24 protein-coding genes and 2 tRNA genes are annotated in these 24,098 nt (G+C 73.7%); 13 read left to right on the forward strand and 13 right to left on the reverse strand.

Features of this window, described 5'->3' with window-relative positions; genetic code table 11:
* Positions 1-154: 154 nt before the first annotated feature.
* Positions 155-796, reverse strand: coding sequence for a GDSL-type esterase/lipase family protein (locus ACWERV_RS06760; protein ID WP_452929659.1), 642 nt, complete (start codon positions 794-796; stop codon positions 155-157).
* A gap of 259 nt (positions 797-1,055) precedes the next feature.
* Positions 1,056-2,018 (reverse strand): MerR family transcriptional regulator, encoded by a 963-nt coding sequence (locus ACWERV_RS06765; protein WP_452929662.1) that lies wholly within the window; start codon positions 2,016-2,018, stop codon positions 1,056-1,058.
* Between the two features lie 110 nt (positions 2,019-2,128).
* Between ACWERV_RS06765 and ACWERV_RS06770 the strand changes: the two genes are divergently transcribed.
* A complete protein-coding gene (locus ACWERV_RS06770; RefSeq protein ID WP_452929664.1) occupies positions 2,129-3,709 on the forward strand; it encodes an alpha/beta fold hydrolase in 1,581 nt (526 codons plus the stop codon).
* Positions 3,710-3,791: 82 nt separating this feature from the next.
* The gene (locus ACWERV_RS06775; RefSeq protein ID WP_452929667.1) at positions 3,792-4,631 is read left to right on the forward strand and encodes a hypothetical protein; all 840 of its coding nucleotides are present in this window, start codon (positions 3,792-3,794) and stop codon (positions 4,629-4,631) included.
* Between the two features lie 37 nt (positions 4,632-4,668).
* Here the strand turns inward: ACWERV_RS06775 and ACWERV_RS06780 are convergent, their stop codons facing one another.
* Positions 4,669-5,316, reverse strand: a complete 648-nt coding sequence (locus tag ACWERV_RS06780) for a dihydrofolate reductase family protein (protein ID WP_452929670.1) — start codon at positions 5,314-5,316, stop codon at positions 4,669-4,671.
* Positions 5,317-5,354: 38 nt separating this feature from the next.
* The gene (locus tag ACWERV_RS06785) at positions 5,355-5,744 is read right to left on the reverse strand and encodes an ArsR/SmtB family transcription factor (protein WP_398174034.1); all 390 of its coding nucleotides are present in this window, start codon (positions 5,742-5,744) and stop codon (positions 5,355-5,357) included.
* A 289-nt stretch (positions 5,745-6,033) separates the two neighbouring features.
* On the opposite strand from ACWERV_RS06785, the gene ACWERV_RS06790 reads away from it, so the two are divergent.
* The 3 genes from ACWERV_RS06790 (at position 6,034) to ACWERV_RS06800 (ending at position 8,040) form a co-directional block, all read left to right on the forward strand.
* The gene (locus ACWERV_RS06790; protein ID WP_398174030.1) at positions 6,034-6,228 is read left to right on the forward strand and encodes a DUF6126 family protein; all 195 of its coding nucleotides are present in this window, start codon (positions 6,034-6,036) and stop codon (positions 6,226-6,228) included.
* 139 nt (positions 6,229-6,367) lie between these two features.
* A complete protein-coding gene (locus tag ACWERV_RS06795) occupies positions 6,368-6,988 on the forward strand; it encodes an RNA polymerase sigma factor (RefSeq protein WP_452930021.1) in 621 nt (206 codons plus the stop codon).
* 59 nt (positions 6,989-7,047) lie between these two features.
* Entirely contained in the window at positions 7,048-8,040 is a 993-nt protein-coding gene (locus ACWERV_RS06800) for a CU044_5270 family protein (protein ID WP_452929674.1), read from the forward strand.
* 117 nt (positions 8,041-8,157) lie between these two features.
* Here ACWERV_RS06800 and ACWERV_RS06805 read toward each other — a convergent pair whose 3' ends face one another.
* Both ACWERV_RS06805 and ACWERV_RS06810 read right to left on the reverse strand, forming a co-directional pair.
* A complete protein-coding gene (locus ACWERV_RS06805) occupies positions 8,158-9,060 on the reverse strand; it encodes an LAETG motif-containing sortase-dependent surface protein (RefSeq protein WP_452929677.1) in 903 nt (300 codons plus the stop codon).
* Between the two features lie 373 nt (positions 9,061-9,433).
* On the reverse strand, positions 9,434-11,008 hold the full coding sequence (locus ACWERV_RS06810; RefSeq protein WP_452929680.1) for an MFS transporter: 1,575 nt from the start codon (positions 11,006-11,008) through the stop codon (positions 9,434-9,436).
* A gap of 173 nt (positions 11,009-11,181) precedes the next feature.
* Here ACWERV_RS06810 and ACWERV_RS06815 point away from each other — a divergent pair, with 173 nt between their 5' ends.
* The 3 genes from ACWERV_RS06815 (at position 11,182) to ACWERV_RS06825 (ending at position 12,934) form a co-directional block, all read left to right on the forward strand.
* The gene (locus tag ACWERV_RS06815; protein WP_452930025.1) at positions 11,182-11,829 is read left to right on the forward strand and encodes a TetR/AcrR family transcriptional regulator; all 648 of its coding nucleotides are present in this window, start codon (positions 11,182-11,184) and stop codon (positions 11,827-11,829) included.
* Positions 11,830-11,954: 125 nt separating this feature from the next.
* A complete protein-coding gene (locus tag ACWERV_RS06820) occupies positions 11,955-12,269 on the forward strand; it encodes a MazG-like family protein (protein ID WP_452929682.1) in 315 nt (104 codons plus the stop codon).
* A 35-nt stretch (positions 12,270-12,304) separates the two neighbouring features.
* Positions 12,305-12,934, forward strand: coding sequence for a hypothetical protein (locus ACWERV_RS06825; protein WP_452929684.1), 630 nt, complete (start codon positions 12,305-12,307; stop codon positions 12,932-12,934).
* A 393-nt stretch (positions 12,935-13,327) separates the two neighbouring features.
* Here ACWERV_RS06825 and ACWERV_RS06830 read toward each other — a convergent pair whose 3' ends face one another.
* From ACWERV_RS06830 to ACWERV_RS06850, 5 genes are all read right to left on the reverse strand, one after another.
* On the reverse strand, positions 13,328-13,864 hold the full coding sequence (locus tag ACWERV_RS06830) for an NUDIX hydrolase (protein WP_452929687.1): 537 nt from the start codon (positions 13,862-13,864) through the stop codon (positions 13,328-13,330).
* A 452-nt stretch (positions 13,865-14,316) separates the two neighbouring features.
* A tRNA-Lys gene (locus tag ACWERV_RS06835) sits at positions 14,317-14,389 on the reverse strand.
* A gap of 91 nt (positions 14,390-14,480) precedes the next feature.
* The gene (locus tag ACWERV_RS06840) at positions 14,481-16,526 is read right to left on the reverse strand and encodes a DEAD/DEAH box helicase (protein WP_452929690.1); all 2,046 of its coding nucleotides are present in this window, start codon (positions 16,524-16,526) and stop codon (positions 14,481-14,483) included.
* Between the two features lie 243 nt (positions 16,527-16,769).
* On the reverse strand, positions 16,770-17,198 hold the full coding sequence (locus tag ACWERV_RS06845) for a hypothetical protein (protein ID WP_452929693.1): 429 nt from the start codon (positions 17,196-17,198) through the stop codon (positions 16,770-16,772).
* Between the two features lie 222 nt (positions 17,199-17,420).
* Positions 17,421-17,771 (reverse strand): metallopeptidase family protein, encoded by a 351-nt coding sequence (locus ACWERV_RS06850; RefSeq protein ID WP_398176118.1) that lies wholly within the window; start codon positions 17,769-17,771, stop codon positions 17,421-17,423.
* A 136-nt stretch (positions 17,772-17,907) separates the two neighbouring features.
* Between ACWERV_RS06850 and ACWERV_RS06855 the strand changes: the two genes are divergently transcribed.
* Positions 17,908-17,980, forward strand: a tRNA-Glu gene (locus ACWERV_RS06855).
* A gap of 174 nt (positions 17,981-18,154) precedes the next feature.
* Here ACWERV_RS06855 and ACWERV_RS06860 read toward each other — a convergent pair.
* Positions 18,155-18,670 (reverse strand): MarR family winged helix-turn-helix transcriptional regulator, encoded by a 516-nt coding sequence (locus ACWERV_RS06860; protein ID WP_452929696.1) that lies wholly within the window; start codon positions 18,668-18,670, stop codon positions 18,155-18,157.
* A 172-nt stretch (positions 18,671-18,842) separates the two neighbouring features.
* Between ACWERV_RS06860 and ACWERV_RS06865 the strand changes: the two genes are divergently transcribed.
* Complete coding sequence (locus tag ACWERV_RS06865; protein WP_452929699.1) at positions 18,843-20,039, forward strand: MFS transporter; 1,197 nt, start codon at positions 18,843-18,845, stop codon at positions 20,037-20,039.
* A 41-nt stretch (positions 20,040-20,080) separates the two neighbouring features.
* On the opposite strand, the gene ACWERV_RS06870 is transcribed toward ACWERV_RS06865, so the two are convergent.
* Complete coding sequence (locus ACWERV_RS06870; protein WP_452929702.1) at positions 20,081-20,689, reverse strand: helix-turn-helix domain-containing protein; 609 nt, start codon at positions 20,687-20,689, stop codon at positions 20,081-20,083.
* 126 nt (positions 20,690-20,815) lie between these two features.
* Here ACWERV_RS06870 and ACWERV_RS06875 point away from each other — a divergent pair, with 126 nt between their 5' ends.
* From ACWERV_RS06875 to ACWERV_RS06885, 3 genes are all read left to right on the forward strand, one after another.
* Entirely contained in the window at positions 20,816-21,634 is an 819-nt protein-coding gene (locus ACWERV_RS06875) for an MBL fold metallo-hydrolase (protein ID WP_452929705.1), read from the forward strand.
* Positions 21,635-21,883: 249 nt separating this feature from the next.
* The gene (locus tag ACWERV_RS06880) at positions 21,884-23,098 is read left to right on the forward strand and encodes an FAD-dependent monooxygenase (protein ID WP_452929708.1); all 1,215 of its coding nucleotides are present in this window, start codon (positions 21,884-21,886) and stop codon (positions 23,096-23,098) included.
* Positions 23,099-23,252: 154 nt separating this feature from the next.
* Positions 23,253-23,981, forward strand: coding sequence for a DUF4232 domain-containing protein (locus ACWERV_RS06885; RefSeq protein WP_452929710.1), 729 nt, complete (start codon positions 23,253-23,255; stop codon positions 23,979-23,981).
* Positions 23,982-24,098: the final 117 nt, after the last annotated feature.

A 24,098-nucleotide genomic window follows, 5' to 3' on the forward strand; every position in this document is an offset into this window, starting at 1 on the left:
CGTCCAGCAGCGGGCGGCGCATCTGGTAAAGCGCTCGCGCGTAATCCTCGGGCGCAGCACGGCGCCGGGGCGGGGACGCGCAGCGGGCCGGGCGGACCTCAGGGGGTGAGGTCGGCGGGGGTGCCGACCTCAGGGGGTGACGGGCCCGCCGATCTCAGGGGGTGACAGCGGCGGGCGCGCCGACCAGCTCCAGCCAGGCCGCGGCCAGGCACGCGTGCCCCGCGGGCGTCAGGTGCACGCCGTCCCGGGCGATCGCGGCGGCGCTCCCGGCCTCCCGCGCGGCCTGGTTGAGCAGGCCGTCGGCCGCGAGCAGCGCCGCGTCGAAGTCGGCGGCGAGGCGGCGCACGGCGTGGATCCGCGGATCCAGGTCGTCGCGCCACGCCCACTGCGTGTCGTCCACCGGTACGAGGAAGGGTTCGACGAGCACCAGCCGGGCACCGGCGTCCCGGGCCTGGCCGAGGATGACGCGGTAGTCCTGCGCGTACTCCTCGACCGTCGTGACGTCGCCCGCGTCGTAGCGGCGCCAGGTGTCGTTGATGCCGACCATGACGGACAGCAGGTCGGGCGCGAGGTCGAGGGTGTCCTGCTGCCAGCGGGCCCGCAGGTCGGCGACGCGGTTTCCGGCGATCCCCCGGTTGAGGACGCGGCGGGCGGGATTCGCGGCCGCCAGGCTTTCGGCGATCAGGCTCACATAGCCGTTGCCCAGGCTGGAATCGTCGTCGCGATCCCGGCCCGCGTCCGTGATGCTGTCGCCCTGGAACAGCACGCGGACGGAATTGCCAAGCGTTACGGACATCGTCTCTCCTCGGGAGGTCTCTCGCACCGAACGGGCCCGCCCGCTGCGCCTTCCAGGCAGGTCAGGGGTGGTACGGATACGGCGGCGCCGTGTCCTGCACCGAATTCCCCCGCCCGGCGCGGAATGCACGGGAGGCCGGATTGATGCTACACCGGCCGCGGTCGGGCGAACAGTAATTCCCTTCCCCGGAAAGCGAGTTCGAGACCTCTCGGAATGCTCCGGGCCTTTTCCGGCCGGGGGTGATTTCGGCGTGCCGGTATTACGGCGCGGGCCGTCGGGAGAGCGCGGTGGTGAGCCAGGCGTGCGCGGCGCCAGGGGTGGGCCGGTCCGGGCCGGTGATGCGGGCGACCAGCTCCCAGTAGTGGTCGATCCGCGGGTCGGAGGCGAGGACGGCGCCGAGCCGGCGCCGGAAGGCGGGCGTGTCCCGCACCTGTTGCGAGGTCGCGTACGCGGCGACGAAGCAGTCCAGCGCCTCGCCCGCGTACGGCGCCCGCCCGGCGCGCAGGTGCGGGGCCGCCAGCGCGTAGGCCTCGTCGAGGCCCTGGTAGAGGACGGCGGGCCGGTGTCCCGCGTCCGCGCGGTGCGCGGCGGGCTGGCCGCTGCCGCTGCGGCCCTCGCAGTCGCCGGACACGAAGGCGTGCAGCCGCGCGAAGGCCAGCGCCTGCTCGGGCGTCGGGTCGTCCGGCGGCTGTGGCACGGACAGGTCGAGGACGCGCGCGACGGTACGGGCCGGCATCCGCGGCGGCAGCCAGCGCCGCCAGAAGCGGGCCATCGCCGCGGTGCTGGGCGGCGCCGCGCTCGCGCACACCGCGCCCAGCAGCCGCAGCCGTTCGGCCCGCTCCTCGGGCCCGCAGTCGTGCAGCAGCCGCAGCGCGGTCTCCTGCCAGCGCAGCGCGGCCAGCCGCGGGCCCAGGTCGCGCAGCCGCCCCGCGACCGCGTCCTCCAGCGCGCCCCCGGTCCGTATCGCGCCGCCGTCCCCGCCGCCGTCCTCGCTCTCGTCGCGCAGCACGCGGGCGACCTCCGGCACGCCCATGCCCAGCGCCCGCAGCGAGCGGATCGTGCGCAGCCGCTCCAAGGCGTCCGGCCCGTAGCGCCGGTGCCCGCCCGCGCTGCGCGCCGCCTCGGGCAGCAGCCCGCCGTCCGAGTAGAACCGCACCGCCTTGACGGTGACACCGGCCAGCGCCGCCAGCTCGCCGATGGTCCACAACTGCCCGGCCGCCATCGCTTGAACCTCCCTCAGGGGGAGTTCCTACGGTACCGGCGGGCCCGGCGGCCGACCGCGGGGCCGGACGACGTACGCGCGAGGCGTACCCGAGGCGGGAGGAGACGGCGATGGCGGCGACGACCGCGTTCGTCCTGGTGCCGGGACTGCACACCGGCGGCTGGATCTGGCAGGACGTGGCACGACGGCTGCGGGAGGCGGGCGCGCGGGCGCTGCCGCTGACGCTGACCGGCATGGACGGGAACGGGACAGGGCAGGACGCCGACCTCGGCACCCATGTCGCGGACGTGCTGCGCGCGGTGGAGGCGGCGGACGCCGAACACGTCGTGCTGGTCGGCCACTGCTACGGCGTCCACCCGGTGATCGCCGCGGCGGACCGCCTCCCCGCCCGCGTCACCCGCGTCGTCCTCCTCGACACCCCGATGCCCCAGGACGGCGACCCCCCGGCGGCCCTCGTCCCCGACCAGGGCCTGCGCGACCGGCTGCTGCACCGGATCGCGCAGCCGGCGGAGGGCACACCGGCGGAGGCCGGCGCCGGACCCGCGGCGGAGGCCGCCCCCGTACCGCCGCCCCCGTCCGTGGCGGCGTGGAGTGCGCTCGGGAGTCCGGCCGGGGTCGGGGCGGAGCAGCGGGAGGAGCTGCACCGGCGGGCGGTCGCGCAGCCGTGGGGCACGCTCGCGCGGCCGCTGCGGCTGGGCGGCAACGCCGGGGCGACCGGCTCCGTGCCGGTGACCGGCGTGCTGTGCGCGGGGAACGGGTCGAGCCTCGCGATGGTCGAGGGGGCGCTCGCGCTCGGCGACCCCCGGTTCGCGTACCTGGCCGCGCCGCACCTGAGCTACCTGGAGATGCCCACCGGTCACTGGCCGATGCTCGCCGACCCGGACGCCACCGCCGAGGTGCTGCTGCGCGCGGCCGCGGGCGAGGGTGTCGTCCCGCAGCGGGCGGAGACGGCCGAACGCCCCTCCCATCTGCGGCCGTTCCTGCTGGACGTGCCCGAGCGGCCGCGCGAGCGGCACGGCCGGGTGGATCTGCACCTGCCGGACGGCGACGGGCCGCACCCCGCGGTGGTCCTCGTGCACGGCGGCCCCGTCCCGCAGGGCGCGGAGCCGACCCCGCGGGAGTGGCCGGGCTTCGTCGGCTACGCCCGGCTCCTCGCGGGCGGGGGCGCGGTCGGCGCCGTCGTGGACCACCGGCTGCACGGGCTGGGGGACTTCGCGCGCGCGGCCGGTGACGTCGCGGAGGCGGTCGAGGCGGTGCGCGCCCACCCCCGGGTGGACGCCGACCGGGTGGCGCTGTGGTTCTTCTCCGTCGGCGGTCTGCTGTCGGCGGAGTGGCTCGCCGCCCCGCCGCCGTGGCTGCGCTGCGTCGCGCTGACCTACCCGCTGCTCGCCCCGCCCCCGGCCTGGGGCCTGCCCGCCCCGCGCTTCCGGCCCGCCGAGGCCGTACGGGCGGCGGGCCGGCTGCCCGTCGTGCTCACCCGGGTGGGCCGTGAGCGCCCCGAGTTCGCCGCGACGGTCGAGGACTTCCGCGCCGCGGCCCGCGCCACCGGGGTGGACGTCCACCTGATCGACGTCCCGTCCGCCGTGCACGGTTTCGAGACCCCCGACCACTCCGGCGAGGCCCGCGCCGCGGTACGCGCTGCCACCCGCGCCGTCCTGACCCGCCTCACGCGCCTCACCCACCTCGCCTGACCGCCGCGCTCTGCGGCGTGCAACTGCCGCGCCGCCCCCGCGCGTCCTCCCGCGAAACGGGGGGACGTACGGGGGTGGGGCCGTGGGGGAGCGGGGTCCGCTGGAGCGGTGGCTGCGCGGGGAGGACCGGCGGCCGCGCGGGATCAGCCCGGACGGGCCGAAGCCGTGGGTACGGACGCAGCCGCTCGACACCTGCCCGGTGCCGGAGCGGCAGCGGGCCTGGACCGAGCGCTGGCTGGACTGGTGCGAGGAGGAGTTCGGGCCCGCGGTGCCGCGCCGCGAGGTCGCCGGGCCGGGGTTCGCGCCCGCGGGCTTCACCGGCACGCAGCAGGACGCCGAGGAACTGGTGCGGCTGGTCGGCGCGGTGATGGGCGCGGACGTCTCCGGCATCCACGTCCTGCTGGTGGAATCCCCGGAGCGCGAGCAGCACCGGCGCCACCGGGTCGGGCAGTACCGCAAGGTGCTGGGCCGCGCGGTGATCGAGCTGGACACCCGGGTCGCCGACCGGCCGGACTCCTTCGCCGGGCTCGTCGCGCACGAGCTGGCGCACGCCCGGCTGATCGGCGAGGGGCGCGTCGCCGCGCTGCGGCTGGCCTCCGCCGAGGAGGAGCGGCTCACCGACCTGGTGACCGTCCACCTCGGCATGGGCGTGCTGACGGCCCGCGCCGCCGAGGACTACGACCGCGCCGCCGGTTTCTCCGTCACCGCGGTCGGCGACCTCACCGACCGGATGCTGACCGCCCGCCGCTTCGAGATGCACCAGATGGGCTATCTGGGCCCCGCCGAATACGGCTACGCCCTCGCCTGCTGGGCGCTGCTGCGCGGCGAGGCAGGTGTGCCGCCCTGGGCCCGGCACCTCCCGGGCGGTGTGCGCGACGCCCTCCGGCAGGGGCTGGCGTACCGGGCGACCCGCGTGGCCTGACGCGGCCGGAGCCGGGGGCAGGGCCAGGGCCAGGGCCTCAGGCGTTCTCGCCGAGACCGAGGTCGGGCTTGGACATGTCCCCGGTGCGCGGCACGCCCTCGCCGACCCCGTACCGGAGGAAGACCGTGCCCTTGGGGCTCGTGGCGGGCGCTTCGAGGAGCGTGAGGTTGGTGGGCACGGTGCCCGCGTCGAAGACCTTCTTGCCCGCGCCGAGCACGAGCGGGTGCACCCACAGGTCGAGGCGGTCGAAGAGCTTCTCCCGCAGCAGCGTCTGCACCAGGTCCACACTGCCGACGACGGTGACGTGCTCGTGCCGCTCGCGGATCTCCCGCACCGCGGCGGGCAGGTCGGGGCCGAGCTGCGTGGACCCCTCCCACGACAGGTCGGGCGTGCCGCGCGAGGCCACGTACTTCGGGATGCTGTTGAAGAGCGCGGCGAAACCGGCGTCCGGGCCGTCCTCCTGGTGCGGCCAGTAGGCGGCGAAGATGTCGTACGTGCGCCGCCCGAGCAGCAGCGCGTCCGTCCCCTCGTAGGCGGCGCCGATCTGCGCCCCCATCTCCTCGTCGATCAGCGGCGCCTGCCAGCCGCCGTACGCGAACCCCCCGGAGAGGTCCTCCTCGGGACCGCCGGGCGCCTGCGCGACGAGGTCGAGGGTGGTGAACATTTCGATCTGGACGCGGCCCATGGCGTGCTCCCCTGACGGTGGTTTCGTGGATCTCCGGTTCAGGGGGTAGACCGGGGCCGTCCCCGGAACTCATCGGTCGCCGCCCGCGGGCCGCCCTCGGGCCCGGCCGCCCGCAGGTCGGCGAGCAGCTCGGCCTGTCCGGCCAGGACGCCGGACAGGATCGTCCGGGCCACCCGCAGCAGCTCCGCGACATGCGGGCTGGTGAGCGAGTAGTGGACGTTCGAGCCCTCCTTGCGGGTGACGACGAGGTTCGCCCGCCGCAGCACCGCGAGCTGCTGGGAGAGGTGGGACGGCTCGATGCCGACCTCGGGCAGCATCTCCGCCACCGAGTGCTCCCGCTCGCTCAGCAGTTCCAGCACCCGGATGCGCACCGGGTGCCCGAGGGTTTTGAAGAACTCCGCCTTGAGCTGGTAGAGCGGCGTGCTCACCGCACCACCCCCCTGCCCGCCAGTCGTCGCATGCGCACAGCTTCCGTCAGCACTCCCGTCACCATTTTCTGTCGGCACGCCGCCATCCTCGCGTCCCGCGGGGGATCGGCGGCCGCATGGCTTTCCCGTGCGGGTAATTTCTCACGCCCGCGCCCCGGCGGGGGTGCCCGGTGACCCCACGGGCCGGTCAGCAGGCCCGCCACCTGCACAGTTGCGTAATTCGTCAATTGCTCAGATGATGCATTGGTCGTATCCGGACACGCCGCAGCGCCCCGAACGGAAGCCCGCCATGCCCGACGCACCGTCCCCCGCGCCCCCGCCGGCCCCCGGGGAGAGCCCGCTGCCGCGGGACCCCGGCGCGGGCAGCGAGCGGTACAAGGCCCGCGGTGTCGCCCTGCGGGTCTTCGTGTACGTGATCGCCGGGCACGCCTTCGCGGCCTTCCTGTGGCTGCTCTTCTACGTGGGCGCGCACTCCCACAAGTAGCCTCGGCCTCTCCACCCGACGGACGCGGGAACCCGAACGCGGGCATCGGCGGACAGCAGGTGACCCTGCCCGACGTCCGAGGGAAGCCCATGAGTTCTGTCCGAGGCGAGAAGTGACGGCCACCCCGTGGACCGGCGACCTGCGCCGCGTCCCGGCACCGGACGAGCAGCCCGTGTCCGACGCGACGGTCATCGAGAGCTCCTGGACCGAACCCGAGGCCTTCGCCGTGCTGTTCGACCGCTACGCCGCCGACATCCACCGGTACGCGGCCCGCCGCATCGGTACCGAGGCCGCCGACGACCTGGTGGCCGAAGCCTTCGTCGTCGCCTTCCAGCGCCGCCGCCGCTACGACGTGTCGAAGCCGCACGCCCGCCCGTGGCTGTACGGCATCGCCACCAACCTCGTCGGCGCCCACCGGCGCGGCGAGGTGCGCCGGCTGCGCGCGATGGCGCGGGCCGCCGGGACCGTACCCGACGAGCGGACCGGCGACGCCGAGCCGCTCGCCGAACGGGTGGCCGCCCGGGTCGCCGCGCAGAGCACCCGGGCCGCGCTCGCGGGCGCGCTGGCGAAGCTGCCCGCGCGCTACCGGGACGTGCTCCTGGTCATCGCCTGGGGCGACCTCGACTACGCGGAGGCCGCCGACGCGCTCGGCATACCGGTGGGCACCGTGCGCTCGCGGCTGCACCGGGCGCGCACCAGGCTGCGCGACGCCCTGGGCGGGTCGGACCCGACAACCGTGCGCGAAGGCGACGGCCGATGACCGCCGGACGGCGACGGCCGACGACCCCCGACCGCCAGAAGACGACGAGGAGTTCCATCGTGGACGATCTCCGTGCCCTGCAGGAACTGGCCGCCGACCCGCCCCCGCTGACCGCGGCCGCCCGCGCGGCCGCCCGCGAGCGGTTGCAGGAGGCCGTCGAGGGCGAGAGCCGCGCCGGTGCCGGCGCCTTCCTGCGCGCGACGACCCGGCGCACGGCCTTCCGCCTCGCGGTCGCAGCGACCGTGGCCGCCGCGGTGGCGGGCACCGCCGTCGTCACGTCCGGCGGCGGGTCCTCGCCCGGCTCGCCCGGCACCTCCCGGATGGCGAACGTCAGCGCCGCGCAGGTGCTGCACCAGGCCGCGGGCCGCACCCTCGCGGGCGCCCCGCTGCCGATCCCGCGCGACGACCAGTACTTCTACGTCAGGACGCGCACCACCCACACGCCCGTCGGCGGCGGGAAGACCCGCACCTGGACCGACGAGAGCTGGCTCTCGGTGGACGGCTCCCGGCCCTCCCGGCGCCAGGAGCTGGGCACCGTCCACGACGACCCGCCGCTGGAGAAGAACCAGGTGGTCACCCCGCCCACCCAGTACGCGGCGCTGCAGAAGTGGCCGACCGACCCCGCCACGCTGTTCAAGTGGCTCGGCGGCGACCGGGACAACTCGGGGGTCACGGCCGTGAACGGCGGCGCGCAGGCCGCCCCCGACCCCGGCCGGGAGGTCTACACGCAGGCCTGCCTGCTCATCAAGGGCCCGCGCGTCATGCCCCCGGGTCTCCAGGCGGCCACCTTCGAGGTGCTCGCGAAACTCCCGGAGATCAGGATCGACGACGACGGGGTGGACGCGCTCGGCCGCCACGGCATCGCCGTCTCCTACCCCGGTACGTCCTTCAGCGTCGTCTTCGACCGCACGACGTACGACTACCTGGGCCTGCGCCAGACCGGCACCACCCCCAAGCGCGTGAAGGGGGAGTGGGTGGACGGCGACAAGTACACCGAGATGACGGCCCAGGTGGAGGTGGGCGTGGTCGACAGCATCGGCCGCCGCCCGTGACCCGGGAGGTCGGTGGGGGAAGCAGCCGCCGCGCACCGGCCCGGGTACGGCGACGGCCGCCCGGTCCGGGGTGTCCCGGGCCGGGCGGCCGTCGGTTCGTGCTGGGTTAGCTGTGTGTCAGCTGTGGTTGCCGGTGCGGCGGCGGCGGGTGAAGTAGACCGCTGCTCCGCCGGCGACGAGGAGGGCGGCGGCTCCGCCGATGAGGGCGGTGTTCTGGGAGCTGTTGCTGCCGGTCTCGGCGAGGTTGCCGGTGCCGTTGCTGCTGCCGGTGGCCGGGGGCACGGACGGGGTGCCGGTCGGCGCGGTGGTGCTGGTCGGGCCGGTCGCGGTCGGGGAGGGCGAGGAGGTGTCACTCACGCTCGGCGACGGGCTCGGGCTGTCCGTGGTCTCGGTCGGCGAGGGGCTCGGCGAGTCCGTGGTCTCGGTGGGGGACGGGCTCGGGGAGTCCGTGGTCTCGGTGGGGGACGGGCTCGGCGAGGTCTCGCACTTGTGCCCGCCGTTCCAGGCGGTGATCAGGTCGGTCGGGGTGGCCGAGTCCGGGAAGTGCGGCAGGGCGCCGTGGCCCTCACCCGTACCGCCGTCGTACTGGGTGCCGTTGCCGTAGAGGTCGACCTGGCCGAAGCAGTCCGGGACGTGCCCGCTGACGTCCAGCGTGGCCTTCGTCTTGCCCTTGCCGAGGGTCACGGTGTCCCAGCCGAGGAAGTCCTGGTGGCCGGAGTTCTCCCAGGCCGGGCCCTCGGCGCTGTAGGAGGCCAGCGACACCGTGTAGGAGCAGTTCTTGCCCGGGGAGCTGGTCAACCGCACGCTGATCTTGCCCGGCGCGGTGTCCCCGCCGATCCGCCCGGCCGTCGTCCAGCGGCCGCCGTCGACCTTGTACTCGATGCCGACCAGGCTGCAGTTGCTGCCGCCGTTGCCGTTGCCGCCCTTGTCGTGCGCCGAAGCCGTCCCGATACCGCCCACGGTCAGGGCGATCGTCGCTCCCGCGACAGCGGCAACGGCTCGTCTGGATATCGCGTCCACGTGAAGGATGCTCCCTGAATGCTGGTCGGGCAGCCAGGTGCAGGCAGACAGGGGCCACAACTCCACACGAAAGCGAGAGACGAGCCCGGTGGCCTGCGAGGTGTCTCGCCGCCGAAAGTCTTCTGATCTAGAACCAGTTGGCCCAGGCGGCCGATTATGCCCCGCAAACCCACAATGTGTACAGACACAAACACGGGAAGTGGGGCGGATCCGCACCGTCCGCGGTGAAATCAAACGTCAGCGGAGTCCTTTAGTGGCCCAGATGTTACTGAGCCGATTTGTCGACAGGAATTCGGGTGGCCGGCGAATTCGGGAAAGTCCCGTGAGAAGGGGGTCGCCGGCGCACCCGAGCGGCGGGTGGGACCCGGACCCGTCAGACGGACTTCCCCGCCCGTTCCCCGGCGGGCGCCGCCGCGGCCTCGTCCACGGTCCCGGCCGGCTGATCCGCCGTGGCCTCCGCGCCCTCCGCGGCCGCCTCGTCCTCCTCCTCGCCCCCGTGCTCGTCGGTGGAGTGGGAGTTGGTGAGGGTCAGCGCGCCGAGGCCCGCGATGAGTCCGACGGCGACGGCGAGTACGGCGTAGGTGATCCGCTCGCCATGGAAGAAGGACGCGACGAGGTCGCTGCTCCACGTACCGGCCGGGAGCTGGTTGGTGACGAGCGCGGCGATCAGCGTGCCGACGACGGCGGTGCCGACGCTGGAGCCGACCTCCTGGGCGGTGTCGTTGAGGGCCGCGCCGATCGAGGTGCGGTTGCTCGGCATCGCGTCGACGAGCGCGACCGCGCAGATCGTCATCACGGTGCGCAGCCCCACGGTCATCAGCACCATGCAGACGGCGATGGCCGCGTACCCGTGGTTCACGCCCCACGCGAGGCCCGCGAGCGAGCCGGCCAGGCAGGCCGCGCCGACCAGGCAGGCGATGCGGTGGCCGAAGCGGCGGGCGAGCCACTCCGACAGCGGGGTCGCCCCGATCATCGTCACGATGATCGGCAGGTTCGCCAGACCGGCCCGGACCGGGCTCCAGCCGTAGGCGTACTGGAAGTGCAGGATCAGCCCGAACATCACACTGGCCATCGCGATGGACGTGCCGGTCTGCGCGATGGCGGCGCCGCGGACGGTGCCGTTGGAGAAGACCCGCAGGTCGAGCATGGGCGCCGCGGTGCGCCGCTCGTGCCGTACGAAGGCGTAGCCGGCGACGACCGCGCCCGCGATCGAGGCGAGGGTGAGCGCGGAGAGCCAGCCGTGGTCGACACCGCTGGTCAGCGAGTAGCAGGCGAGCCCGATGGCGGCGACGCTCAGGAGGGCGCCGGGCAGGTCGAGCCGGTCGTTCGTCAGGTCCTCGCGGCGGTCGGCCGGGACCCCGAGCCGTACGCCGATGCACGCCAGCAGCGCGATCGGGGCGTTGACGACGAGCAGCCACTCCCACCGCACATGGGCGAGCGCGGTGCCGCCGAGCAGCGGTCCGAGGACGAAGCCGGACATGCCGACGACGATCATCACCGTCATCGCGCGCATCCGCAGCGCCTTGTCGTCGAACAGCCGGAAGACCAGCGAGTTCGTGATCGGGGCCATCGCCGCGGCGGCGACGCCGAGCGCGGCGCGCAGGGCGATCAGCTGACCCGCCGTGTTGACGAGGACGACGCACAGGCTCAGCGAGCCGAAGACGGCGAGGCCGATGAGCAGCACCCGTCGTCGGCCGAATCTGTCGGCCATCGAACCGGCGGTGAGCAGCAGGCCACCGAAAGTGAGCGAGTAGGCACCGGTGACCCACTGGAGCGCGGTCGTGCCGCTGCCGAGGTCGCGGCCGATCGTCGGCAGCGCGATCGACAGCAGCGTGTTGTCGACCATCTCGACGAAGAAGGCGAGACAGAGGGCGGCCAGCGGGATCCACGCCGCGCGCAGCGACGGGTAGGTGCGGGGGGATGAGGTGTGGAGCGTGGCGGTGGTCATGGCAGTCCTCCAATCGAACACCGTTCGGCTATCGAACAACGTACGATAGAGTACGATAGAACAACGTTCGATAGGGTGCAAGACCGGTTGGGATGTGAGCCATGGCACGCGTGCAGAACCGTTCGATCGAGGGACGTCGTTCGCTCGAGGGACGCCGGCGCGCCTCGCACTCGATGGAGTCCGTCCTCACCGAGGCCGTGGCCCTGCTCGACGAGGCCGGCCCGCACGCCCTGACCTTCCGCGCCCTCGCCCAGCGCCTCGGCGGCGGCGTCGCCAGCATCTACTGGTACGTCGCGAACAAGGAGGAGCTGCTCGACCGCGCCACCGACCACGTCGTCGGCGCGGTCCTGACCGACATCCACAAGCTCCCGCCGAGCGACGACCCGATCGACGACCTGCGCGCCATGGCCGTCACCTTGTTCGACGCGATCGTGGACCGCCCCTGGCTCGGCGCCTACTTCATGCGCAACACCGACGTCCAGGGCAACTCGCTGCGCCTCTACGAGGAGCTGGGCCGCCAGACGCTCCGCCTCGACCTCACCGCGCGCCAGCGCTTCCACGCGGTGTCCGCGGTCGTCGGCGTCGTCGTCGGCACCGCGGTGGACATGGGCCAGGAACCGCCCCAGGAGATCCTGGACGGCGCCACCACCCGCGAGGAGTTCCTCGGCCGCTACGCCCAGGCCTGGCGCGAGCTCGACCCCGCGGACTTCCCCTTCGTCCACGAGATCGTCGACGAGTTCGACGGCCACGACGACACCGACCAGTTCCGCTCCGCCCTGGACCTGACCCTGGCGGGCCTGCGCCTCCAGGCGGGGGGCTGAGCACCGCGCGATGGGCCCCCCGGGGTGACGGCCCGGCCGTTCCCGTCCCGCCCGGCCGCCGGGCTCGGTAACGTCGCGGGATCCGCGGGTTCCCGGCCCGCAGCTACACGAGGAGCACCACCGCGGTGAACGACGACATCTGGGCGACGGTCGGCCGCCTCGTGCGGTGGCTGGACGAGAACGACAACGCCACCCCGGACACCGCCCTGCTCCTGCGCCTCCTCAAGCTCCAGGAAGAGGCCGGCGAGGTGGCGCAGGCCGCGATAGGCGCGACCGGCGGCAACCCGCGCAAGGGCCACTCCCACACATGGGAGGACGTCCAGACCGAGCTGTGCGACGTGATGCTCACCGCGATGGTCGCCCTCACGACCCTCACTCCGGACGCCGCGGACGTCTTCGCCGCCCGCCTGTCGGCCGTCGCCGACCGCTCACTGCGGTAGCACGCGGCGTCCATCGTGAACGAGGGAGGATGCGGATGAGCGCGCTGGGGGTCTGGGTGGTCGGCGTCCTGGCGGACGAGGCCGTCGAGGAGGCGCGTCGCCGCTTCCCGGACGCGGCCCGCGCCCACGGGACGTGGCCGGAGGCCCTCGCCGGCACCGACCCGTGGGGTGCGCAGTTCCCGGCGTGGTCCGGCGCGACGCCCGAGCCGCCGTTGCACGCCGCCGACATCGCGCGTTTCACCGACGCGGTCGAGGGCGCGCGGAACGACGAGTCCGACGCGGACGAGCTTCAGGACCACCTCCTCCACGCCCTCCCGCCGCAGGAGGGCGAGGGCACGTTCTGCGCCGCCGTGCCCCGGGGTGACGGCGCCGCGGCGCTCATGTGGGGACTCGGCCCCGACGCGACGCCCCGACTCCCCGGCTGCTGCGGGCAGTTCCTCCTCGACGCCGCCCAGGTACGGGCCGCACTCCCCCCGGCCGAGCAGGCACTCGCCCTGCCCCCGCCCCGCCGGGCCCTCGCCGCCGCCCGCATCCGGCTGTGGCTGGCCGAGACGGCGAACGACCCGGACTGCGACATCGACGAACTGCTCGACGGCCCCCTCCGCGTCCTGCGCCACGCGTCCCGCACGGGGGCCGGCGCGGCGGGGCTCACCTTCTGGCACTGAGCGGAGCCGCCAACGGACCGCGTCTACGCCGTCACACGCGGCCACCGCCCCACCTCCCACACGCTCGGCGCCCACCCGCCCCGGCTGTCGAACCGGATCACGAAGTGGAACCGGAGTACCCATCCCGCCCTTCCGGAAGATGGCGGCCCGTCCACCCGACGGTCCGTCCACCGTACGCTGCGGACCGCAAGCGCCAGGCGCACGGGTTGCGGTGTACGGCCCCCGGCGAGGGCTGAGCCCCACTCTCCGTGGCGGTCGGGCTCCGACTCCTGCCCGGCCGGCGTTGGCGCCCATTCGCACCGGTACTGAACAACCGCTCACGCATCGCTCACGCATACAGCGCGAGAACTCCGTCCTGAGGACCGCGGATTCGAGCAGAGCCCTGGCGGCTCCCTACCCTGCGGCGTGCATGTGGTGGAGCAGGAGAAGCGCGGCCACCGCGTTGGCGGACCTGATCTCGCCGCGCTCGATGAGGGACGGGACGGAGGCCAGCGGGACCCACTCCCGGCGGTCGGATTCGAAGTCGTCCTCGGGGTGGCCGACGTACTCGGCGTCAGTGGACCAGTAGACGTGGTGGCGGCCGTCGGCAAGCCCGTTGGAGGGCTCGACGGTCAGCAGGTGCCGGAGCGGGCCGGGGCGCCAGCCGGTCTCCTCCAGCATTTCGCGGGCGGCGGCCGCTTCGATGTCCTCGCCGTGCTCGACGACCCCGGCGGCCAGTTCCCAGCCCCAGGAGTCGGTGATGAACCGGTGCCGCCACAACAGCAGTGCCTCACCGGCCTCGTTGACGGTGGTGGCGAGGGCGACCGGGCGCTGCCGGATGACGTAGTGGTCGAGGTGGCGGCCGTCCGGCAGTTCGACGTCCGCGAGGTTCAGGGTGAGCCAGGGATTCTCGTAGACGGTCTTCTCGCCGTGGTTCTTCCAGACCGACACGTGCCCACTCCGTACCTGATCGTCCGCCTCGGTGCCTGGGACGCTACGGCACCGAGACGGTCACAGCGGCAGGAACAGCAAGGCGTCGATCTCCTCAACGGGGTCACGGGCTGCCGCCGAACCGTGGTCGGCGAGCAGGATCACAGAGCCTGACGAAGCGGTCGCCCCCCGCTGCGGCTCCTACACCTGAGTCGGCTCCAATGCGCGCTCGGGCCAGCCTGCCTCTCAGCTCACGCTGACTATGTCCCATGCGGCAGGACGCCAACCACTCGCCGTAGCGGTCGGGCTCCACGCCCGTGCCCGGCCAGTGTCGGCGCCCGCTCGCACTCGCACCGGACAGCCGCTCAGGCATCGCTCACGCACGCCCCCGAACACGCCTGCGCCCCGGCCGTCCGGGGACGGTCGGGGCACAGAAACCGCAGTTCAGCGCCCTGCGAAGAGGGCTCATGCGGTAGGCCGTGTGGGACTCGAACCCACAACCAATGGATTAAAAGTCCACTGCTCTGCCAATTGAGCTAACGGCCCGCACCCGACAGCATAACCGGGTCGCCGGGGCGGCTCAGCAGGGTTACCGGGTGTCGGGGCGGGGCCCCGGCACCCGGTGGTGGGGAGAGGGTCAGCCGTTGCGCTTCCAGCGGGGCTTGCGGTCGTCGCGGGTGTAGGTGGGACGGGAGTCGTCGCGGCGGTCGTACGAGGACGAGGACGGGCGGCGGTCGTCGCGGCGGTCGTAGGACGACGGGCGGCGGTCGTCGCGGCGCTCGTACGAGGACGGGCGGGAGTCGTCGCGGCGGCCGTAGGCGGGGCGGCGGTCGTCACGGTTGCCGTAGGACGGGCGCGCGTCGCGGCGGTCGTCGCGGTTGCCGTACGAGGGGCGCGTGTCGCGGCGCTCGTACGAGGACGACGAGGACGGACGGCGGTCGTCACGGTTGCCGTAGGACGGGCGCGCGTCGCGGCGGTCGTCACGGTTGCCGTACGACGGACGGTCGTCGCGGTTGCCGTACGACGGGCGGGTGTCGCGGCGCTCGTACGAGGACGAGGACGGACGGCGGTCGTCACGCCGGTCGTCACGCCGGTCGTCGCGCCTGCGGTCGAAGTTGCCGCGGTCGTCGCGGCGCTGGTACGCCGGGGCGGGCTGCGGCTCGGGGACGGTCGCGGCGGCCAGCGCCTCCGCAGCCTCGGCGGCCTTGGCGGCGATCGCCTCGTCCGGGTCCTCGCCGCGCTCGCGGGCGGAGCGGGCGGTGAGGCGGTCGGCCTCCTCCCGGAGCTCCGTGGCACGGCGCTGGACGCGTTCGAGCTGCCGGGTGAGATCGGCGACCTCGCGCTCGGCCTGGGCGGCGGCGCTGTGCACGGCGTCGGCCTGGACGTCGGTCAGCGAGCGGGCGCCGGTGATCCGGGCGACGTCCTCGTCGAAGACGCCCGCGCCGCCGATGATGTGGCGCGAGGCGTCGACGCCCGCGTCCTCCATCAGCCGGAAGATCTGCTTGCGCTGGTGCGGCAGGGCCAGCGACACGACGGTGCCGGAGCGCCCGGCGCGCGCGGTGCGGCCGCTGCGGTGCAGGTAGTCCTTGTGGTCGCCGGCCGGGTCGACGTTCAGCACCAGGTCGATGCCGTCGACGTGGATGCCGCGCGCGGCGACGTCGGTCGCGACCAGGACGTTGACCTGCCCGTGCTTGAAGTCCTCCAGGGTGCGGGTGCGCGCGCCCTGGGTCATGCCGCCGTGCAGGGCGTCGGCGCGCACGCCGGACTCCACGAGCTGCTCGGCGACGCGGTCGGCGCCCATCTGGGTGCGGACGAAGATGATGGTGCGGCCCTTGCGGGCGGCGATGGCGGCGGTGACCGGCGCCTTGTCCTTCGGCTTCACGACCAGCACGTGGTGGGTCATGGTGGTGACCGCGCCCTGGGCGGCGTCGACCTCGTGCGTGACCGGGCTCACCAGGTAGCGCTTGACGAGGGTGTCGATCTCGTTCTCCAGCGTCGCGGAGAACAGCAGCCGCTGGCCGCCGGCCGGGACGAGGTCGAGGATCTCGGTGACCTCGGGCAGGAAGCCCATGTCGGACATCTGGTCGGCCTCGTCCAGGACGGCGATCCGCACCTGGTCGAGGATGGCCGCGCCGCGGTTGATCAGGTCACGCAGCCGGCCGGGCGTGGCGACGAGGACGTCGACGCCGCGCTCCAGGGCGTAGATCTGGTTCTGCATGGACGTGCCGCCGCAGACGACCTTCATCTTCAGGCCGAGGACGTCGCCGTACGGCTGGAGCGCGTCGGCGACCTGCATGGCCAGCTCGCGGGTCGGGGTGAGGATGATGCCGCGCGGGTGGCGCTTCTCGGTGCGGCCGCCGGCCAGCTGGGTCAGCAGCGGCAGGCCGAAGGAGAGGGTCTTGCCGGAGCCGGTGCGGCCGCGGCCCAGGATGTCGCGGCCGGCCAAGGCGTCCGGGATGGTCGCGGCCTGGATCGGGAAGGGGGTGACCACGCCGTTCTGGGTGAGCTTGCGGACGATCTCGTCCGGCAGGCCGAGGTCGCCGAAGGTGACACCGGGCTCGGCGGACTCGGTCGCCTCTACGGCCTCGGCCTCGGTGATCTCTACGGCCTCGGTCTCGGTCGCGGCCACGTCGGCGGCGGCGTACTCGGGCATGGCGGAACGGTTGACACTGTCAAGGGACATGCGAAAGCAAAACCTCTCGGAGACTTACGGCACGCGCCAGCTCCACAGGTTTGCTTACGACCGCCTCGATGCGGTCAGCCACAGGAGATGAGGAACGCGCCACGCGGCGCGTTACGGATCAGGCGCCAGGCAATGGGATCAGGGGATCAAACGATCTACCAGCATACGCATGCCGCGGCGCTTTCGCGAATCCCTTCCGGGAACCGCCCCTGACCAGCGGATACGCCCACTCCTTCCAGGGGCTCAGGGCTCGGACGACTCCCCGCCGGACCCGCCCGGCGGCGCGGTCGTGGACGGCGGGCCGCCGTCCGGCGGCGGCGCGGCGGTCGTCTGGTCCACCGGGGGCGGCCCGGACGTCGTCGGCTCCGCGGTCGGCGGCGTCCCGGCCGTCGGCTGCGGCTCCGACGCGCCGTCCCGGGGCGGTACGGGGTGGCGGTCGGGCGTACGGGAGCCGCCCGGCTGCGCGGGGGCGGACGGCGAGCCCTCCCCCGCCGCCGCCCGCGGCGGCGACTCCGGTACGGGCCCGCGCCCCGGCGCCTCCTCGGCCGGTGCGGCATGCCCGCCACCGTGTACGGCCGCGGTCGCGGTCACCGTGGCCGGCGCGGGGTGACCCTGCTCACCCCCCGCGCTGACGCACGCCGCGACCCCGGCGGCGAGCACCGCGACCAGCACGGCGGACCGCGCGGACGCGGCACCCCGGCGGTACGGACACGGACGTGGGGGCTCTGGCGGGGGCGCTGCGGGCATCGGGCACGGACCTCTGGCTCGGCTCGGGTGCGGGGAGGCGCACGCGCGCTGCGGGCGTACGACGCCGTGTCCAACGCCGCGGCCGCCCGCCAGGACACGCACGCCGGCGTTTCCCGTCAACGCGGGGCCACCCCCGGACCGTCGCTGCTACCCGTAGCCCAGTTCGTGCAGCCGCCGGTCGTCGATGCCGAAGTGGTGGGCGATCTCGTGGACGACGGTGATCTCCGTCTCCTCCACGACCTCCTCGCGCGACCCGCACATCCGCAGGGTGGGGCCGCGGTAGATCGTGATGCGGTCGGGGAGCACCCCGGCGTACCACTCCCCGCGCTCGGTGAGCGGCGTGCCCTCGTACAGCCCCAGCAGATCCGGATCCCCGGCGGGCGGCTCGTCCTCGACGAAGACGGCGACGTTGTCCATCAGACGGGTCAGCTCGACCGGGATGCGGTCGAGGGCTTCCCCGACCAGCTCCTCGAACTCCTCACGGCTCATCTCCAGCACGCCCTCATTCTCCCGCCCCACCCCGCTCCCCTCCCCCTCCCCGCCGCACCGAAAGGGTTTTGGCTAACCCCCCGCCCATCCCCTAAGCTTCTGACGTCCCCGACGTGCGCCACGAGGCCCCCGTCGGCAGGCCCTCGCCCTCATCGTCTAGTGGCCCAGGACGCCGCCCTTTCAAGGCGGTAGCACGGGTTCGAATCCCGTTGGGGGTACTTGACTCACAGCCCCCTGGCCAGCCGATACACCGGCCAGGGGGATTTTTGGGTTCATGACGTCAGCACCGCGTCAGCACGGATCTCGTGGAGTGTGACCTTCACCGCGGCCGCGGGTTCTCAGTGATCGCGGCGCAGCCCGGCCGCCGGGCGCGTGCGGCTGCGTGGGGGCTGTCAGGTCTCGGCCACGGCCAGCACGCGGCGCAGCAGATCGGCGAGCGTGCGGCGTTCGTCCGCGGTGAGCACGCCGAGCAGGCGGTACTCCTCGTGTCCGACCACGTCCATCGCGCCGAGCCAGGCGGCCCTGCCGTCCTCGGTGAGTTCGACGTCCACCCGGCGGCGGTCCTCCGCCGAGGGCGTCCGGCGGACGTAGCCGCGTCGTTCCAGGGTGTCGAGGCGCCCGGTGATCGAGGCGGGCGCCATCTTCAGGTCGGCGGCCAGTTGTGACGGGACGGCGTGGCCGCCGCGTCCGGCCAGCGAGTGCAGCGTGTCGAACTCGTGCTTGTGCAGGTCGAAGTCGGCGAGGGAGCGTTCGCGGACCCGGCGCAGGTGGTCGGTGAGCACCTTCACGCGTGTGACGGCGCCCTCGATGTCCGGGTCGAGGCCGGGCAGCACCGGCAGCCAGCGGTCGATGTGACCGTCGGTCCAGTCCCGTGTCGCGGGGCCCTGCGCGGGCTGCGGGGTGTCCATGACGGCGATCCTAGCCGCGGCGCCGCCCGATGCGTCGTCACCGAAATATTCGTTGACGAAATATCAGACGGCGAAATACCTTGTGCCCGTGACCCGACCGCCGACACCCACCACGCCCGCGGACGCCGCGGAGCCGGACAAAGCACGGCCCGCAGCCGTACACCCAGCCGACGTGCCCCCGCACCCCCTGCGCGACCGCGCCTTCCGCCTGCTGTTCACCGGGCGCACCCTCTCCTCGCTCGGCGACGCCGTCGTGCCCGCCGCGCTGGCCATCGCCATCAGCCGGGCCACCGGATCCGCCTCCGCGCTCGCGCTCGTACTGGCCTGCGCGATGGTGCCGCGGCTCCTGCTGCTGCCGCTGGGCGGTGTGATCGGCGACCGCTTCGACGCGCGGCGGGTCGCACTGACCACCGACCTGGTCCGCTGCGCCGCGCAGCTCGTCGTCGGCCTCGAACTCATCGGCGGCACACCGCGGCTGGCCGACATCGCGATCGCCGAGGTGATCGGCGGCACCGCGTCCGCCTTCGCGTTGCCCACCGCCGCGCCGCTGATCAGCGGCACCGTGGACGGCGGCGGGCTGCTGCGCGCGAACGCGCTGATGGCCTCGGCGGCGAGCGCGACCCGGCTGGCCGGGCCCGCCGTCGCGGGCGCGCTGATCTTCACGGCCGGCCCCGGCTGGGCGTTCGTGCTGGACGCGGTGTCCTTCGCGGTCAGCGCGGCGCTGCTGGGCGTCATCCGGATCCGCCGCACCCCGGCGCCGCGCCGCTCGATGAGGGCGGACCTGGCCCAGGGCTGGAACGAGGTGCGCTCCCGCGACTGGTACTGGACCAGCCTGATCGCGCACTCGGTGTGGAACGGCACGGCCGCCGTGCTCGCCACCCTCGGACCGCTCGTGCTGCACCGGCGCCACGGCGGCGACGGCGTGTGGGTGGCGGTGCTGGAGGCGGGTTCGGCCGGACTGCTGCTCGGCTCGCTGCTCGCATCGCGCGCCCGGCTCACCCGCCCGGTCCTCACCGGGAACCTCGGCCTGGCGACCTACGCGCTGCCGCTCGCGCTGCTCGCCGCCGACGCACCCGGCTGGCTGCTGATCGTCTCCTACGGCATCGCGCTCGGCGCCCTCGGCTTCCTCACACCCGTCTGGGAGACGTACGTCTTCGCGTCCGTGCCGCCGGACGTCCTGGCGCGCGTCACGTCGTACGACTGGCTGCTGTCACTGGCCGCGATGCCCGTCGGGTACGCCGCCGCCCCGCCCGCGGCGCACGCCTTCGGCCCGGCGGGCCCGCTCTACGTCTGCGCGGGACTGGTCGGCGCGGCCTGCCTCGCCACCGCCGCCTTCCCGGGCGTCCGCAACGCCCGCACTGTGACGTGACGTGACGCGCCGTGACGGGGCGGCCCGTGAGCCGTCGTCGGTCAGGTTCTGCGGGAGATGACCATGAGGTATTCGCAGCCGGAGTCCGTCGGGTTGGCGAAGCCGTGGTCGGTGTCGGCCTGGAGGAACAGGGAGTCGCCCGCGCCCAGGGTCTCGGTGATCCCGCCGATCGCGACGGTGAGGGTGCCGTCGAGCACCACGAGCTGCTTCTCCGTACCGGGTGGATACGCCGGCAGCAGTCCTGTGGAGACCCGTGCGGGGAGGCGGTGGAGGACGATCTCGGCTCGTCCCGCCCCGGGGGCGGCGGACACGATGTGCCGTTCGAAGCCGGTTTCCGGGTCGCGGAAGACGGGGCGGTCGCTCTTGCGCAGGGTGACGGCGACGCCCGGCGCTGCTGCGGTCGGCGCGCCGGTCAGGTCCGAGAGCGACGTGTCGAGGGCGTGGGCGATCTTGGACGCGACACCGATCGTCGGGCTCTTCTCCCCGCGTTCGACCTTGGACAGCATCGCGCGGCTGACCGAGGACCGGGTGGACAGCTGCTCCAGCGTCAGGCCCGCCTGCTCGCGGCGGCGCCGCACGTTGCGGCCGAACGCACCGGCCGGCTCGTCGGCGTGCCGCGGTTCGGCAGCGTTTCCGTCCTGCTCGACCACCGTGCTCCTCGACCGTTGAGTGCCTCGCTGCCCGCAGCGTAATGTGTCCCCGAAAATGTCTCCTAAAGAAGACAGTGCGTCTTCTATCAAAGAGTCGCTGTGTGCTCGTCATGACGGAGGGGTTCCATGCGTGTGATCTCAAGCGGTCGGCACCACGCCACGTTCGCGTTCGGCGGCCTGCGGGTGGTCGCGTTGCGGGACGGGTACATCGACATGCCGCCGACCCGGCTCCGCGCGGAGGACGGGCGCGCGTTCGGCGAGCTGCCGGCCGCGGTCCCCCTGGCGGGCGGCAACCTGCGGCTGTCGGTCAACGCCTTCCTCGTCACCGACGGCGTACGCTCCGTTCTCATCGACACCGGTGGGTCCGATGTCTGGCCCGAACCCACCATGGGACTGATCTACGAAGCGCTCGACGAGGCGGGAGTCGACCGCGCGCGGATCACCGACGTGGCCATCACCCACCGCCACGAGGACCACGTGAGCGGCCTGATCGCCCCGGACGGCGCGGAGGCCTTCACCGGACTGGAGCGCGTGTGGATCGGCGCGGGCGACGCCTCGGTCTTCACCGGACGGCTCGCGCCCCTCCGCGACCGCGTCGTGCCCGTGTCGGAGGAGGTCGCGATCAACGACTGGATCACCGCGGTCCCGACGCCGGGCCACACCCCCGGCCACACCGTCTACGACGTCAGGAGCGACGGCGGCCGCCTCCTCGTCTGGGGCGACACCGTTCACGTTCCCACGCTCCAGTTCGACCGGCCGAACGTGACGTGGGAGTACGACGGCGACCGGTCCCGAGCCCGCGACGCGCGAGCAGCGCTCCTCCGGGAACTGACCGCACCGGACTGCTTCGTTGCCGGTGCCCACCTCGACGCACCCGGCCTCGCCCGCGTCACACCTTCCGGTGACGGTTACGCGCTGGAGTACCTCGCACCACCGATCGGCTGACCGGGTCCCGGCTCCGTACCGTTCCGCACCGTCCTCACCGCGCTCGCGTCGGCCGTACCAATGAGTTTTGCGCGGAGCGGCAGTCGGTACTGCCGGATCCACCGGCGGAGGTGGGCCCGCGCCGGGAAGGTTCCGGCGCGGGAGGAAGCGCAGGGAGGCAGTGTGATGGGCGTCGACGGCTCCGGGCAGGGGCGCACGAGCGGGACGGTCGGGACGGGCGGGCAGGGGGCTCGGGGGAGGGGTCCCCGGGTGCTGGTGGCGGGGGCGAGTGTCGCGGGGCCCGCGCTGGCGCACTGGCTGCGCCGGTGGGGGGCCGAGGTGACCGTGGTGGAGCGGGCTCCCGAACTGCGCCCCGGGGGGCAGGCGGTGGACGCGCGCGGGGTCGCCCGGGAGGTCATCCGGCGGATGGGGCTGGACGCGGTGGTCCGCGCGGCGTGCACCGACACCGCCGGGGCGCACACCGTGGACGCGGACGGGCAGGTGCTGGAGACCTTCCGCGCGGACGACGACGGCGGCGACGGGTTCATCGCGGACATCGAGATCCTGCGCGGGGACCTGTCCCGGCTGCTCCACGACGACACCCGCGACGGCGTCGCGTACGTCTTCGGCGACCGGATCGCCGAACTGACCCAGGACGCGGACGGGGTCGATGTGGTCTTCGCGGGGGGCGCCCGGCGGCGCTTCGACCTGGTGATCGGGGCCGACGGGCTGCACTCGCCGCTGCGGGCGACGGTCTTCGGGCCGCACGAGAAGTTCCTGCGCCACCTCGGGCACGTACTGGCCTTCTACAGCGTGCCGAACGCGTTCGGGCTGGACCGCTGGCTGCTCGAACACCAGGACCAGGAGTCCGGGCGCTCCGTCCTGCTGCGCCCCGTCCAGGACGCCACCCGGGCGATGTCGATGTTCTCCTTCGCCTCGCCCGGCTTCGACGTCGACCACCGCGACGTCGCGGCCCAAAAACGCCTGCTGCGCGAGCGCATGGCGGGCATGGGCTGGCTGACCCCGGACATCCTCGCGCACCTGGACGACACCCCGGACTTCTACCTCGACCAGGTCGCGCAGGTGGTGATGGACCGCTGGTCGCACGGACGCGTGGGACTGCTCGGGGACGCCGCGTTCAGCTCGTCGCCGATGTCCGGGCAGGGCACCGGGCTGGCACTGGTCGGCGCCTACGTGCTCGCCGGGGAGCTGGCCACCGCCGGATGGGACCCGGAGGCCGGGTTCGCCCGCTACGAGGCGCTGATGCGCCCGTTCGTCGAGGCCAACCAGGAGATCGGCCGGCTGAACGCCCGCAGCCGCGACATCCCCGGCCCGGACGCCGAGCCGGCCCCGGACTTCACCGGCGAACGGTTCACCGACCTCGTCGGCCGCGCGATCAACGGCATCGAACTCCCCGACTACCCGGGGATGCCGGCCCCGGCAGCCCCCGCCGCAGAGCCGGTCGCCACGCAGACCCGGCCGTAGCGGAGCCGGGGGAGGGCCCGGACTGCCACCGTTCGGTCACCAGTGTCACAGGCGTGACACTGGAGCAACCGGACGCTCCAGGGGCTCGTGAAAAGATCATGTAAGGCCGAACACAGCGGCGGACGTGCCACCTTGGCCCTCTGGAGGAACTCTGATGAACACGCAGCTGCGCACCAAGCGGATGGCGGCGACCGTGGGCATGCTGCTGGCGGCGGGGGTCGCCCTCACCGCGTGCTCGTCGGGGAAGGACGGGGACACGAGTGACGCGGCGCCGTCCGCCACGGTGACGAGCGCGAGTCCGTCCGACTCCGCGGGTGACGCGGGCGACGCGGGTGACGCGAGCACCGGCGGCACCGGGGGCGACAGCGCCGCCGCTCCGACGTCCGCGCCGGGGGCGACGGCGGACGGCGGGACCGGGAAGAACGCGGGCTCCTCCGGTGCCGCGGCGCGCTGCCGCACGGCGGACCTCGGGTTCTCGTTCGGGCCGGAGAGCGGGGCCCAGGCGGTGGGGAGCCAGGGCGGGATCGGCGTGGTGATGACCAACAAGGGCAGCGGCGCCTGCACCCTCCAGGGCTTCCCCGGGGTGGACATCGTCAGCGCGAGCGGCGAGCACTGGTCGCTGACGCGGCAGGCCAAGAGCACGGCGAAGGTGACGATCGCGCCGGGTTCCGCGGCCTCCTTCGAGATCACCTACCTGCCCTTCGACGCGGGCAACTCCGGTGGCTCCAGGGCCTTCCACGCCAAGAGCATCCTGGTGACCCCGCCCGACGAGACGCACTCCACCACGCTGAAGTGGGACGGCTTCGCCGACGTCATGGACCAGAGCGGTGCCACCCACCCGGGGACCTACGTCGGCCCGGTGGTGGCCGGTGGCGGTGCGTGAGCGAGTTGTGAACGGCTCGTGCGGGTCCGGCGTGTAGCCAGATTTCAGACATTCGCACCTGAGATTGCCCTGTTTCCGACATCGACGACTCATGGGCACGTGCTTACGCTGCGCCGA

The sequence above is a fragment of the Streptomyces sp. NPDC004031 genome, assembly GCF_053604375.1.